This is a genomic window from Algoriphagus sp. oki45, from assembly GCF_036245605.1.
Taxonomy (GTDB): Bacteria; Bacteroidota; Bacteroidia; order Cytophagales; family Cyclobacteriaceae; genus Algoriphagus.
The window spans coordinates 221928-236603 of the sequence record NZ_BTPC01000001.1; the positions used below are offsets into that span (position 1 = coordinate 221928).

Here is a 14676-nt window from a genome sequence, read left to right on the forward strand (position 1 = left end):
ATGGCTATACTAACTCAAGAACAAGCTAAAGCAATCATAGATAAAGTGTTGTCTTATGCCAAAGCCGATGAAACCGAGGTGACCATCAGCGGTGGCCGAACCGGAAACATCCGCTATGCAAGAAACACAGTCAATACCAGTGGGGAGACTAATGAGCTAAGTCTCGCAATCACCTCGGTATATGGTAAAAAATCAGGGACCACCACCATCAATGAATTTGATGATGAATCTCTCAAAAGAGCCGTGGCAAGGGCCGAAGAAATCGCCGCATTGGCTCCGGAAAACCCGGAATACATGCCCATGCTCGGACCTCAGAATTATGCTGAATCCAAGACCTTTGCCAAGGCAACTGACTCCATCAATCCTGACTATCGTGCGCAGCTCGCTGTGGACAGCATCCAACCCTGTGTAGAAAACAACCTGACTGCGGCGGGATATTTGGAAGATTTCACCGGATTTGTGGCCACAGGAAACAGCAAAGGCCTGTTTGGCTACAACCAAAGCACTTCGGTGGATTTCACCGTCACAGTAAGAACAGCCGATGGAACAGGTTCAGGCTATGCCGGCAAAGACTTCAATGACGCCAGTCTCCTAAAGGCAGGACCGGTGACCAATATTGCAGTGCAAAAAGCCAAAGCCTCGGTCAATGCACAAGCCATCGAGCCCGGAAAATACACCGTGATTCTCGAACCGATGGCAGCCAATGACCTCCTTCGGTTGCTGACTTCTGCCATGGATGCCCGAAATGCCGACGAAGGCCGAAGTTTCCTGAGTAAAAAAGGCGGAGGGACCAAATTGGGAGAAAAGCTCTTTGATGAGCGGGTAAATATCTACTCCGATCCCAATCACCCGGATATTCCCTCTGCTCCTTGGTCAGGAGAAGGCTTGCCTTTGGAAAAGACAACATGGGTGGAAAATGGCGCGGTGAAAAACATGTTTTATTCCCGCTATTGGGCTCAAAAGCAAGGTGTTCAGCCCGTACCCAGACCAAGAGGAGTGATTTTCCAAGGGGGTGATCAATCCTTAGCAGACATGATCCGAAATACCGAGCGTGGGGTTTTGGTGACCCGATTCTGGTATATCCGGGCAGTAGATCCTCAGACTTTGCTCTACACGGGACTTACCCGAGACGGTACCTTCTACATCGAAAACGGTCAGATCAAATTCCCGGTGAAAAACTTCCGCTTCAACGAAAGCCCCATCATCATGCTCAACAATATTGAAGCGATGGGCAAGCCCGAACGAACCGGCGGAAACATGGTGCCTCCGATGAAGATCAGGGACTTCACCTTTACCTCATTGTCGGACGCTGTTTAATTTGATAGCCTTTCCATACCTGTGAAAAGTAAGTGGTAACTGGTGAGTAGTAAAGGAACTACTTACTTTTTACCACTTACTGCTTACTGCATGTAAACTGAACTCTGTGACTGCCAACTGGAAACTGCCATCTGGAATTTTCTTCTTCACCCGAATCAAATACACCTCCGGCAATTGGGATACGGATCAGCGCATGCCTTCCAATATCCTACATAGCCTGGTGGAGTACACAACTATTCCGGTGGATGAGAAAGAGCGAGTGATTGAGCTCAGCAGTGAGGAGATGTATAAAAGTCCCTTCTGCTACCTGAGCGGACACAAGCTCGTGGAGTTTACCCAAAAGGAGCGGCAAATCTTCAAAAACTATGTGGAGCGGGGAGGTTTTGTCTTTGTCGATGACTGCAATCATGATATTGACGGGCTTTTTGCCAAGTCCTTCGAAAAAGAAATGGCCCGAACCTTCGGAGAAGAAGCCTTGCAAAAAATCCCAAACGACCATTGGCTCTACCGATGCTTCTTTGAGTTTGAGGATGGTCCGCCTACCACTTCCTTCGAGCTCAATGGCTGGGGTGATGATTTGGTTCACGATTACCTGAAGGCCATTCAGATCAATGGCCGCATTGGTGTGCTATATAGCAACAAAGACTATGGCTGCGAATGGGATTACGATTTTCGAAACAAACGCTTTAACAAAATCGACAATACCCGATTCGGGGTAAATATTATCGTTTACGCTTTAACCTAAATCTATGTGTCCCAAAACTTTCGCTCAACCAAAGGATATAAAGTTTGATGCTGGATTTTGGCAAATTCCCCCTTATCAAGGGGGCTACGGGGATTTAAACCTCGAAATGATTTCAAATTTTATTTATTCGTGAAATAATCCAAAAAGTCATAAACCTAAACCAACTTGGAGACCGAACTCATCAAATACCAACAGCTGGTAGAGAAGATTCCACAGCTGAAAAAAGAAATTGCCAAAGTCATCGTCGGACAGGAGGAAGTCCTAGACGAGGTGATCATCACCCTTTTGGCAGGAGGGCACTGCCTGCTGGAAGGAGTTCCCGGTTTGGCCAAAACCCTGATGGTCAAAACCATCTCCGAGGTGATGGAGCTGAGCTTCAAGCGGATTCAGTTTACACCGGATCTGATGCCCGGTGACATCATCGGGACAGAAATTCTCGAGGAGGATCACAGCACGGGCAAAAAGTTTTTCCAGTTTAACCAAGGGCCGATCTTCGCCAATATGGTTTTGGCCGATGAGATCAACCGAACTCCTCCCAAAACTCAGGCAGCTTTGCTGGAAGCCATGCAGGAAAAGTTGGTGACCTATGCCGGAAAAAACTACCCGCTTCCTGATCCTTTTTTGATCATAGCTACCCAAAACCCCATCGAGCAAAGTGGAACCTATCCGCTTCCCGAGGCACAGTTGGATAGATTCCTCCTTTATATAAAATTGGGCTATCCCTCCGAGCAGGAGGAACTCGAAGTTCTCCAAAAAACCACAGGAACCTATAAAGGATCTCCTCAGAAAGTTTTGTCAGGGGAGGAAGTCAAACAACTTCAGGAACTCACCCGACAAGTTCATTTGGACTCAGCTTTGTTGGCCTATATCAATCGCCTGATCCGGGAGACGAGATTAGAAACCACCTCAGTAGCCGAAGTGAAAAACTTCGTGGAGTGGGGGGCAGGCACCCGTGCCGGACAGGCTTTGGTCCTTTGTGCCAAAGCCCGGGCTATCGTCAAAGGCAGGTTTTCCGTGATTCCTGAAGATATTCAGCACCTGATCTATCCGGTTTTGAGGCATCGAATTTCCCTGCATTTCCGTGCAGAGGCTGAGCAGTTGGATACCGACTTTATCATCAAAAAGATCCTCGAGCAAGTCCCAGTTCATGACAAGTAATCTGGAAATCATCAAGCTCAACGACCTGCGTCTCGCCGCCCGACTGATCAGTCAGCAGCTGAGGCAAGGTATCCATTCGGGCATTCGGGTGGGGGTCGGCAGCGAGTTTGAGCAATACCGGCACTATCAGCCTGGGGATGATCTCAAGCGGATTGATTGGAAGTATTTTTCCCGATCCGGCAAGTACATGATCAAAGAATCCACTACTGAAAGCAATCTCAATATCCGTTTGATGTTGGATCTTTCAGGATCAATGAATTATATCGATAATGGGGTTTCAAGGCTGGATTATGCCAAAAACCTGATTGCTTCTTTGGCTTATCTGGGATTTTTGCAGGGGGATGCTTTGAGTTATTTTACCCTTTTCGAAGGCAAAATCGAGCAAAAAGTAGCACCCACACCCAAAAGTTTCCAACGGATTTTGTTGTTTTTGGAGCAGGCCAAAGCGGCCGATTCTTGGCCCTTGCAGCCGATTTCAGAATCTTTTTTTCAGGGAAAAGAACGAGAGTTGGTGATTTGGGTTTCTGACTTTTTGCAAAAGGAATCCGAATGGGAAAACCTCATCAAATCCTTCAATCATCCCAGAAAAGAGCTGATGCTGATTCAGATTTTGGGTGAACAGGAGTTGGACTTCAATCTGGAGGGGAACTTTGTTTTTCGGGATTTGGAGTCCGGACAGGAAGTGGTGCAGGATGCACGGGCCATGCAGACTCAGTTTCGCGAGAGGTTTCAAGCCTATCTCGATCACTTGGATCAAACTTTTCAAGCGCCAAATGTGCAATTGATCCGGGTTTCCATGAAAGAACCTTTGGCAGGGGTGGTTCGGCAGATTTTGAATCGTAAAAAGTTAGCCTGATGGAGTGGATTCAGCCGACTTTGCTTTGGGGACTTTTGGGTTTGACGATTCCCGTGTTGATCCATTTGTGGAATGGGAAAAAGGGCAAAGTGATCGCTTGGGCGGCTTTTCCGTGGCTCGATCCCAAAGAATCCCAATCCAGCCGTTCGATCAAGTTGGAGAATTGGTTGTTGCTTTTGATCCGAATCCTGCTCATTGCAACGCTAGTTTTTTTGTTGGCGGGGTTGATTTGGAAAGGATTTGGAAGCAGTCGGGAATACAAAGTGGTGCATCTGATTTGGCCGGATGAGCAAGTGGAGGCAGAGTTCCGGTTTGAACTGGAGCAGGCGACTCAAAAAGGGCAGGAAGTTCGCTGGATTGGAACTGGCTTGCCGGAATATGGAACGGAGCAGGTTTCGGCGGTGGATTTTTCTCAAGAAGAATTGCAAGACTACCTCGATGAACTGAATACGGACTTGGACTCGATTTATCTCTACACTTCATTGCAATCCTCATTTTTTCCAAAAGAAACCTATTGGTTGCCTCAAAATCCGGTGATCCGAGTGGCTGAGAATTACCTTCCCAACGGATCGAATCCGGCTGTCAGCCTGGAATCAGGCGAGTTTTTGGAATTGGATCAAAATGGGATCTTGGTCAAAACGGCTACAAATGGCAATGCATCCAAGACCATTTCGGGTCAGATTTCCTACGCCTTTGGGATAATTTCGGAGGAGAGAAAAGCGAGTATTCAAAGGGCCTTGTCTGCGATTTCAGAGGTTTATAGTTTCCGCTTTAATGAAGGGAATTTGAATACAGCTGAACTGCTGTTTTCAGATTCGTTGACTTCAAATTTTGATGGAAATAAATTAGTATTTCTTTCAGAAAATCAAGGATATAAGATTTCAAAAAAAGTCTTGGCCCTTAGCCATTTGGTTAATCTGAACTGGGAGGAAACGGTAGAAAAAGGGCTTCTGCCGGAACTGATTTTGGAAGGGATTTTGGCTAATTTGGGAATGGAAAAACCTGATCTGAAAATCACCAAAACTCAGCTCGAAAAAAAGTTTTTAGCCATTCCAAGCTCCAAATTGAGCAAAACCGCCAACCTGAATGAAGTGCTGTTGGTTCTCTTGGTGATCCTCTTTGCTGTCGAACGCTTTCTCGCCTATCGCGCCAACCTGTGAATAAACTCCAAGCACATATCGCCTCGATCGAGCGTCAGCTTTTGGCCAACCTTTGGTTGAAGGCTCTTTTGCTCAATGTGAGTTTTGCCCTGATTTTGGGACTTTGGTGGGAATATGCTACTTGGAAAAGTGTGGTAATCGGTGCAGGTACGGTGATCATTGCTATGGTTTTGGGAGCTTTTCGAAGCCAGCGAAAAAAGGCAGTTCGGATCGTGCATCAGCAGGCCGGAAATATGGAGTTCAGTTTGGAACTGCTGGACAAAAAGGAATTGAACATTGCCGAACGGCTACAGATTTCTCGGATTTTGAAACAAATACCCCAGAAAATCTCGGTTTGGGGATCAGGGCTTTGGCCCTTTTTGACGGTTTTTGCTTGTTCAGCTCTGCTCTCTTTTGTCATTCCTTATTTGAGCCATCCCAATCCAACTCCTTTAATCTCTATTTCTCAGCCAAATGAACTGGCGCAAGCGGTTTCTAATCCTGCAAACCTACCCATTCTACAATCTGCCCAAGTTCAGATTCAGTCCCCGTCATACACTGGAATTCCCTCCAAAACCGAATCCAATCTGAACATTAAAGCTTTGAAAGGTTCGAAGATAAAATGGGAATTGGACTTCCAATATGGAGATGAGTTGGAAGTTTTTCTCGTGAATTCAGGGAATGAAAAGCTTCCATTTCAGGCCAATTTCGGCATTTTTTCACTTCAGGAAGAATTGCTCGGTTCGGGCATTTATTCCATTCAGGCTTTCAAAAATGGAGAGGCTGTTTTCCAATCGGAGTTTTACACCCTCGAGGCAAAAGAGGATCTAAGTCCAGTAATTGAGCCTGAAGAGAAAGAGATGTACAAGTTCTTTTTCCCCGGAAACAATCCTAAAATCCCGCTCAAGGCTCAAATTTCTGATGATTTTTCTGTTCAGGAGGTCGTGATAGTTGCGACATTGGCCAGAGGAAGAGGAGAGAATGTGAAGTTTAGGGAAACTCAGATTCCGGTGGAAAGCAGGCCATTTCAAAGGAAATCCAGCGAATTAGTTTTGGATCTTTCCGATATGGATTTTCAGCCTGGGGATGAGCTGTACTACTATTGGTCGGCGAAGGACAACAAGCAACCTGAAGCGAATTTTTCCCGGTCCGATACCTATTTTATCAAGTATTTCAATGAAAATGACGACAGTGAGGAAGCTTTTGCGGGAATGGCGATTAATGTTTTGCCGGATTATTTCCGCAGTCAACGACAAATCATCATAGATACGGAAAAGCTGATTGCCGAGCGAAAGAAGAAGTCGGAAAAGGACTTCAATTTCACTTCAAACGAGATTGGCTACGACCAAAAACTGCTTCGCCTGCGCTATGGACAATATCTCGGAGAGGAATTTGAGTCCGAGGCAGGAGGTGGCACGATGGAAGGGCAGGAGGGCGATCTGTTGAGCGGGTACATGCACCTGCACGATCAGGAAGGGGAGCATGATCCGGATTTCAAAATCGAGGAAGAAGGCCACGAAGGCCATGAGGGCCACGATCATGGGGAGGAAGAGACGAATACAGGTGGAGGAATCGAGAATCTGCTTGCGGACTACATGCACGCCCACGATTCGGAGGAGATGAACACCTATTTTGAAAAAAGTACGCGAGGTGCACTGAAGTCAGCCCTCGAGCAAATGTGGCAGGCAGAGCTGTATTTGCGGCTTTTTGAACCCGAAAAATCCCTTCCTTACCAGTACAAAGCCTTGGAAATGCTGAAAACCGTGCAGCAAAAATCCAGGGTTTACATCAAGCGAACAGGCTATGACCCGCCTCCGATCAAAGCGGATGAAATCCGTCTTAGTGGAAAGTTGGAGGAATTGGGAACCCGCTTGGAAAAGGAATTGGCCGAACTGGAAGCTCAGATCGAACCGCTGGCTTCTGAGGTTTTGGGTTTTTTGCTTAAGCAGGATTTGACTGCTGCTGAAAAGGAAAAAGTCAAGCAGTTGGGACAATTGTGGACCGCACGGATTCAAAACACCGGGATGGAGGATTGGTCAGTTTTGCTGGGGTTGCAGGAATTGGAAGCGGGAAAATTGGATGAAAAGGGCAGAAATCTACTTCGAGAAAAACTATATCCTTTTGCCAAAAATTACAAGCCCACCGACCCAAGTAGGCTGTCCAACAAAGCCCTGAAGGAGGCCTTTTTAAAGAAGAATCCATGAGTTTGAGCTTCGATCCGATAACATCTGATTTTTTCCTTTGGACCATCCTGATTTTGGTCTTAGGGATCGGTTTGGCTTCGGTATTTTTTTATGGGAAGAAAGGAATTTCAAAAAATCGACTTTGGGTCAAAACCGGTCTATTTTTCGGATTTTGGGCTTTTTTGGCTATTTCTTTGCTTCGGCCTCAAGTTTCGGATTTGAAAGATTCTAAGCTTTGGTTGGTCTATGGAGAAGGCCTAGAACAGGCTGAGCTTGACTTTTGGATGGATAGTTTGGGTTTGGATAAGTCAGTCGGAATATCGGATTTTGACTTGCACTCAGACCAAGTCGTTTTGCTCGGAATGCAATTTTCCAAAGAAGAACTTTATTCCCTTCGGGGAAAGCAAGTCAGCTGGATTTTGCCCCGTGAACAGGGCTTAATCCGGGATATTTCCTGGAAAGGCTACCTGCGAAAAGGGGAGGTTCAGCGGGTTTCGTTTTCGGTTTTTTCTTCAAAATCCGATCAAAAACTGTCACTAGGAATTCCCCAGTCCGATTCGGTTGCTTTGGATAAAGGTTGGAATGAAGGGATGCTCGAGTTAAGACCTTCCGGTCAAGGCAGGGTAGAGCTTCCTCTTGTTCTGGAAAAAGATACCCTTGCTATTCTTCGCTACTTTATTGGGCCCTCCACTTCCAAAAAGTATCAGGTTCAGATGGGATTTCCGAGCGCAGAAAGTCGGACTTTGGCCAATTGGCTTCGAGAAAAGGGAGAGACGGTAAGCGAGCAGGTCCAACTTTCCCGGGAGACTTTTTTGCAGAGCAATCCCCAATCGGATTCCCTTCAAGTCCGCATTATTGACCCTGCCCAACTCAATCAAAAAGCGCTTCAGGATTGGGTGAAAACTGGTAATGGAAATCTGATGATCATCCAAGTCGGCGACCCTTTGACACTCAATCAGCAGGTTAATCGGCTTTTTGGGACGGATTTTGAGTTGGAGCCGGCCAAGACCGAATTGGAAAATGGATTGGATGCCTTGCCTTTCTCTTGGAAAGAAAAGGCCGGTCAGGAAGTTTTTCAGGAGAATCGAATTGCGATTCAGCGATTGGGGAATGCTCAAATAGGGATCAGTCTGCTGGAATCAACCTATCCACTGCTGTTGGAAGGGAAAATGGAGTCCTATGAGGAGATTTGGGGAGAGGTATTTGGAGCGATGGAACCCGCCGAACCTCGTTCCAAAAGACTGGATGCTCCCGTTTTTCAAAGTTTGGAAGCTCAGATTCAACTTTTTGATCAGGATAGTTTACCGGAAATTTGGAGCGCTGGAGAGGATACCGTCTGGTTGAAGCGAAGTGCGATCAATCCCTTTTTGGCGAAAGGCATCTGGCAGGCAACTTCAATCGGATGGATCGATTCAGGCACTGATTTTTCGGTTTACAGCTATCAAGCGGCGGATTTTCCTGCTGTAAGCACGGCAAGGTTTGTTTCAGAACTTCAACAGGATTACAGAAAGGCCGAAAATGAGCAGTATAAGGAGATTTCTCCCTGGATTGGCTTGATTGGAATGTTATTGTTTTTGGGGGCGATGTGGCTGGAGCCTAAGCTTTGACCGCCAAGTTCACAAAGATAAAATGGAGGGCACAAAGAGAAATTCACCACAGAGGCGGGGAGTTTGGCAAGTGATTTTTTTAAAAGTTAACTCAAATACTTTTTGTCTCACAGATTTCAGAGATGGGCACAGACGATTTGATTTCGAGACTTTTTCTACCGCAAAGTTCCCAAAGAAAAAAAGAAGATTTAAAAGTAAAATCTGCACCAAGTTAGCTTTTAGATTCAATTGAAAGCCAAAGACATATTCTGTAACAACCAGCTTCGCAATGCTGAGAATAAAAGAGATGCGATTGATTTTGTTTTTTTAAAGATTGACTTTCACTTTAATAAATTATCAAGCAAATCCTCGATTGCCCGTCAAATCTGCTAATTTTGTGACCCGATAAAAAGGCCCTTTTTTGGTCTGAAATGAAGAAAATCAAATTTCCTGCACGACATATCTTCCATGGAAGCAAAGAAAATCCGAAGTACGTTTATTGAGTTTTTCCAATCCAAGCAACACCAATACGTTCCTTCCTCACCCATTGTAGTCAAAAACGATCCCACGCTGATGTTTACCAACGCGGGGATGAATCAGTTCAAAGACGCTTTTTTGGGGAACGAAGTCGCCAAATATCCAAGAGTTGCCAATTCCCAAAAGTGTCTTAGAGTCAGTGGCAAGCACAACGACCTCGAGGAAGTAGGAGTGGATACCTACCACCACACCATGTTTGAGATGCTTGGTAATTGGTCCTTTGGAGATTACTTCAAGAAGGAGGCCATTGAGTGGGCATGGGAGCTACTGACTGATGTCTACCAACTTCCAAAGGACAGATTGTATGTGTCAGTTTTCCAGGGAGATGAAGGAGATAAACTGGCCATGGATCAGGAGGCTTATGACTTATGGAAATCCATTGTTCCTGAGGACCGAATCATCATGGGTTCCAAAAAGGATAATTTCTGGGAAATGGGCGATACGGGGCCTTGCGGACCTTGTTCAGAGATCCATGTGGATTTGAGATCCGATGCTGAGCGCGGGGAGATTGCGGGAAGAGACCTGGTCAACAATGACCATCCTCAGGTGATTGAAATCTGGAATTTGGTTTTCATGCAGTTTAACCGCCTGTCAGATGGCAGCCTGAAAGAACTTCCGGCCAAGCATGTGGATACAGGTATGGGCTTTGAACGTTTGGTGAGAGCCATTCAGATGAAATCATCCAATTACGATACAGATTTATTTGGGCCGTTTATTCAGGCTTTGGAGAAAAAGTCCGGTAAAACTTACGGACAAAACGAGCCCAATGATATCGCTTTCCGGGTCATTGTAGACCATATTCGAGCGATTTCATTTACTATCGCCGACGGGCAGATTCCTTCCAACAACAAAGCTGGCTATGTCATCCGAAGGATTCTTCGAAGAGCTGTGCGTTATGGATATACTTTCTTGGGCTTTCAGCAGCCGTTTTTGTACGAATTGACTCCTCTGATCGCAGACTATTTTGGGGATATTTTCCCTGAGGTCAGAGCTCAGCAGGAGTTTATTGCCAAGGTGATTCAGGAAGAGGAAACCTCTTTCCTTCGCACTTTGGATAATGGTTTGAAAATGCTCGAATCCATCAAGGCAGAATTAAATGCAAAAAATCAAAAAGTAATCCCCGGCAAAACGGCTTTTGAACTCTACGATACCTATGGATTTCCTTTGGACCTCACTTCTCTGATCGCCAGAGAAAATGGGTTCTCGGTGGATGAAAAAGGCTTTGCAGAAGAAATGGAAAAGCAAAAGACCCGTTCCAGAGCGGCTTCTGAATCAGAGACCGGGGATTGGGTTTTCGTGCATGAAGATACTGGCGTGGAGTTTATCGGATATGATTTTACCGAAACCCATTCCCAGATTATCAAATACCGAACTATCACAGATAAAAAAGGTGACCGATACCAATTGGTATTGGATCGAACTCCATTTTATGCAGAAAGTGGAGGACAGGTAGGAGATACGGGTTGGTTGATTTCCGATTCGGAAAAAATCAGGGTTATCGACACCAAAAAGGAAAATGATCTGATCGTTCATTTTGTAGAAAAGTTGCCAACCAACCCTGAGAAGCGCTTCTCAGCAGAAGTGGATAGGGAGAAGAGAACTTTGACTATGAATAACCACACGGCTACCCATTTGCTCCAATCGGCTTTGAGAGAAGTTTTGGGTGATCATATTCAGCAGCGTGGATCTTTGGTGAATGAAAACCTCCTTCGCTTTGATTTTTCCCATTTTGGAAAAATGTCTGAGGAGGAAATCGCCCGTGTGGAAGAGATTGTCAATGCCAAGGTGAGGGAAAATATTCCTCTGGTAGAGCAGAGAAACGTGCCAATCGAAGAGGCTAAAAAGATGGGAGCCACGGCTCTTTTCGGAGAAAAGTATGGAGACTTTGTGCGTGTGATCACTTTTGATAAGGACTTCTCTGTAGAACTTTGCGGAGGTACTCACGTTCCTGCTACTGCACAGATTGGACTGTTTAAGATTACTTCCGAAGGTTCGATATCTGCCGGAGTTAGGAGAGTGGAAGCCATCACATCCAAGGCTGCCGAGGAGTATTTGCGTGAGCAGGAAGCTTTGGTCAAGGAGATTCTGGAATTGCTAAAGAATCCAAGAGATGTCAAAAAGGCGATTGAATCCCTGATTCAGGAGAGAAACGACCTGAAAAAGGAAATCGAAACCCTTCATTTGGAAAAAGCGGCCGGAGTCAAGAGTGAGTTGCTAAAGCAGTTTGTAGAAAAAGAAGGAGTTCAGATCCTGATCTCTCAAGTTGAATTGCCAAATGCAGATTCCTTGAAAAAACTGGCGTACGAATTGAAGAATGAAGTCTCTCCAGCTTTGGTGGTGTTAGCGGCCAAGATTGAAGACAAGCCGCAGCTTGCGGTGATTTTGGAAGAAAGTCTGATTGCTTCCAAGGGCTGGAATGCAGGTCAGATTGTCCGGGATTTGGCTAGAGAAATCCAAGGCGGAGGAGGAGGACAGCCTTTCTTTGCTACAGCAGGAGGAAAAGACCTGTCCGGATTGGAAAAAGCAGTGGCCAAAGCCAAGGCCATGTTTTTGTAAAAACCGAACCTATAAACCATGCCTAGCGAGGAAATAAAAGATAAATATCAGGTGGTAATCGGGCTGGAAGTCCATGCCCAATTGCAAACTGAAAGTAAAATATTTGCAGCGGACTCTACCGAGTTTGGAAATCACCCCAATACCCAAGTGTCTGTCATTACCTTAGGGCATCCCGGCACACTGCCAAAAATCAATAAAAAGGCGGTAGAATACGCAATCAAAATGGGCTTGGCCTGCAATTCGAAGATCACCCGTACCAATATCTTTTCCCGCAAAAACTACTTTTATCCTGACCTTCCCAAAGGCTATCAAATCACTCAGGACAAGGGACCGATTTGTGTAGGAGGGATAGTTCCGATCCTTTTGGCGGACGGCACAGAAAAAGAAATCCATCTCAATCGGGTCCATCTCGAGGAGGATGCCGGCAAGTCACTCCACTTGGCTGGAGAGTCGGACACTGCGGTAGATTTTAACCGGGCTGGTACAGCCCTGATCGAGATCGTCACTGATCCCGATTTGCGAAGCTCAGAAGAGGCTACGGCATTTCTTGCTGAAATCAAAAAGCTGGTCAAGTACCTGGAAATCTGTGACGGAAACATGGAGGAAGGTTCCCTTCGCTGTGATGCCAATGTCTCTGTGATGAGAAAGGGGGCTACCGAGTATGGGAAGAAGGTAGAAGTAAAAAACATGAACTCCTTCCGAAACGTAGCCCGGGCAATAGAGCATGAGTTTGAGCGTCAGGTCGAATTGCTCGAAAAGGGAGAGGAAGTGGTATCTGAGACGCGGACTTTTGATGCCAATACCTTCACAACAGCGAGCATGCGGACCAAAGAAGATCTGAATGACTATCGGTATTTTCCTGAGCCGGATCTTAGCCCTGTGGTTATTTCCGAAGAGTGGTTGACTTCTATTCAGCATCAGATGCCTGCCTTGCCCAAGGAGCTTTTCCACAAATTCATGGATGAGTATGGCCTTCCGGTGTATGATGCAACCTTCTTGACCGAAGAAAAAGATTTGGCAATTTGGTTTGTGGAATTATGTTCCAAAACGACCAATTATAAATCAGCCTCCAATTGGATCATGGGGCCCATCAAATCCTCGCTGAATGAACTTTCTCTTTCTTTAGCCGAATTTCCTATTCGACCCCAAACCATTGCCGAGCTTATTGCTTTGATAGATGAGGGGAAAATTTCTTTCTCGGTTGCTTCCCAAAAAATCTATCCTGAACTTATCCAAAATCCCGGAGAAAGTCCCGAGCAAGTGGCTCATCGATTAAATCTTCTTCAGGAAAGTGATGAAGATTCTCTCAAGCCAATTGTGGAAAGTGTCCTGAAGGAAAACCAAGCCAAAGTGGCTGAGTATCGATCTGGAAAGAAAGGATTGATGGGCATGTTTATGGGGCAAGTCATGAAAAAATCCCAAGGGAAAGCCGATCCCAAAGTGGCTACCCGCATATTGACAGAATTATTGGAAAATTAAAGCTATGAACAAAATGATGATTGGAATCTGGATGATTGCCTCGCTTTCACTTTTCTCCTGTGGAGGAAATGAATCAGCAAAAGACGGGAAGGTTCAGGTATCCGGAAAAATCGGAAATGCACCGGAAGGAATAGTCATTCTTTCCCAGTTTACAGACAGCAGACCCAAGGTATTGGACACCTTGGAGGTAAATGGTCTTGGTGAGTTTTCCTATGAGTTGGAAGTCACTACCCCTACTTTCTATGAATTGAACTTGTATGGTCAAAGGGTGGTTAGACTGGCCCTTCTCGATGAGGATGTGTCCGTCAGCTACAACTTCAATGAGCCATCCAGCTTGGTGATCGAAGGTTCAAAAGATTCTCAGGAAATGCTGAAAATCGAGACTTTGATGGAAGAATACCAGTTAGCTGTAAACCAGCTTAACGAGCGGTACTATGAGGCTATGGGAAATAATGATACCGAGGCGATCAAGCAGATTCAGACGGAAGCATTGAAACTGGAATCAGATCAGGCAGAGAAAGTGAAGGCGATGATCAGCAGCATGGGAGACTCTTTTGCCCCATTGGCAGCTATCGGATTGCTCAATCCTAAGAATGATTTTCCTTTTATTGACGAACTTATCTCCAAGTTAAATGATCTGTATCCCGGCACTTCTTCCATCATGCAGATGAAGCAGCAACTGGATGAATTGAGAGCCTTGTCTGTTGGTCAGCCGGCGCCGGAGATTGAGCTTCCAAATCCTGATGGAAAGCTAGTTAGGCTTTCTGACCTCAGAGGAAAGTATGTTTTGATTGATTTTTGGGCTGCTTGGTGTAAGCCTTGCCGTCAGGAAAATCCCAACGTAGTAAGGCTGTACAATCAGTACAAGGATAAAGGATTTGAAGTTTTTGGAGTTTCTCTGGATAGAACCAAAGAAGACTGGGTAAAAGCAATTGCAGATGATCAGCTCACTTGGACTCAAGTTTCCGATTTGAAATACTTCAATTCTGCAGCTGCTGAGACTTATCAGATTCAAGCTATTCCGGCCACCTATATGATTGATCCGGATGGAAAAATCATCGCCAAAGACCTTAGAGGTCCTTCATTGGAGAATAAGCTAGCTGAGCTTTTTGACTAAAAA

At 45.6% G+C, this 14676-nt stretch carries 10 protein-coding genes; all 10 read left to right on the forward strand.

Annotated features, from left to right (window positions below; translation table 11 throughout):
• The 10 genes from AAA942_RS00945 (at window position 1) to AAA942_RS00990 (ending at window position 14673) form a co-directional block, all read left to right on the forward strand.
• The gene (locus AAA942_RS00945) at window positions 1-1317 is read left to right on the forward strand and encodes a TldD/PmbA family protein (RefSeq protein WP_338218346.1); all 1317 of its coding nucleotides are present in this window, start codon (window positions 1-3) and stop codon (window positions 1315-1317) included.
• 106 nt (window positions 1318-1423) lie between these two features.
• On the forward strand, window positions 1424-2062 hold the full coding sequence (locus AAA942_RS00950) for a DUF4159 domain-containing protein (protein WP_338218347.1): 639 nt from the start codon (window positions 1424-1426) through the stop codon (window positions 2060-2062).
• A 165-nt stretch (window positions 2063-2227) separates the two neighbouring features.
• Complete coding sequence (locus AAA942_RS00955) at window positions 2228-3220, forward strand: AAA family ATPase (RefSeq protein ID WP_338218348.1); 993 nt, start codon at window positions 2228-2230, stop codon at window positions 3218-3220.
• Window positions 3210-4076, forward strand: a complete 867-nt coding sequence (locus AAA942_RS00960) for a DUF58 domain-containing protein (RefSeq protein ID WP_338218349.1) — start codon at window positions 3210-3212, stop codon at window positions 4074-4076. The genes AAA942_RS00955 and AAA942_RS00960 overlap by 11 nt, the downstream gene beginning before the upstream one ends.
• Entirely contained in the window at window positions 4076-5236 is a 1161-nt protein-coding gene (locus tag AAA942_RS00965) for a BatA domain-containing protein (protein WP_338218350.1), read from the forward strand. Before AAA942_RS00960 ends, AAA942_RS00965 begins: the two co-directional genes overlap by 1 nt.
• Window positions 5233-7419 carry a hypothetical protein gene (locus tag AAA942_RS00970; protein WP_338218351.1) on the forward strand — a complete coding sequence of 729 codons (2187 nt, stop codon included), beginning with the start codon at window positions 5233-5235 and terminating at the stop codon, window positions 7417-7419. The genes AAA942_RS00965 and AAA942_RS00970 overlap by 4 nt, the downstream gene beginning before the upstream one ends.
• Complete coding sequence (locus AAA942_RS00975; RefSeq protein ID WP_338218352.1) at window positions 7416-9005, forward strand: hypothetical protein; 1590 nt, start codon at window positions 7416-7418, stop codon at window positions 9003-9005. Before AAA942_RS00970 ends, AAA942_RS00975 begins: the two co-directional genes overlap by 4 nt.
• A 447-nt stretch (window positions 9006-9452) precedes the next feature.
• Window positions 9453-12077, forward strand: coding sequence for an alanine--tRNA ligase (alaS, locus tag AAA942_RS00980; protein WP_338218353.1), 2625 nt, complete (start codon window positions 9453-9455; stop codon window positions 12075-12077).
• A gap of 18 nt (window positions 12078-12095) precedes the next feature.
• Window positions 12096-13556 carry an Asp-tRNA(Asn)/Glu-tRNA(Gln) amidotransferase subunit GatB gene (gene gatB, locus AAA942_RS00985; protein ID WP_338218354.1) on the forward strand — a complete coding sequence of 487 codons (1461 nt, stop codon included), beginning with the start codon at window positions 12096-12098 and terminating at the stop codon, window positions 13554-13556.
• 4 nt (window positions 13557-13560) lie between these two features.
• Entirely contained in the window at window positions 13561-14673 is a 1113-nt protein-coding gene (locus AAA942_RS00990; protein WP_445083316.1) for a redoxin domain-containing protein, read from the forward strand.
• Window positions 14674-14676: the final 3 nt, after the last annotated feature.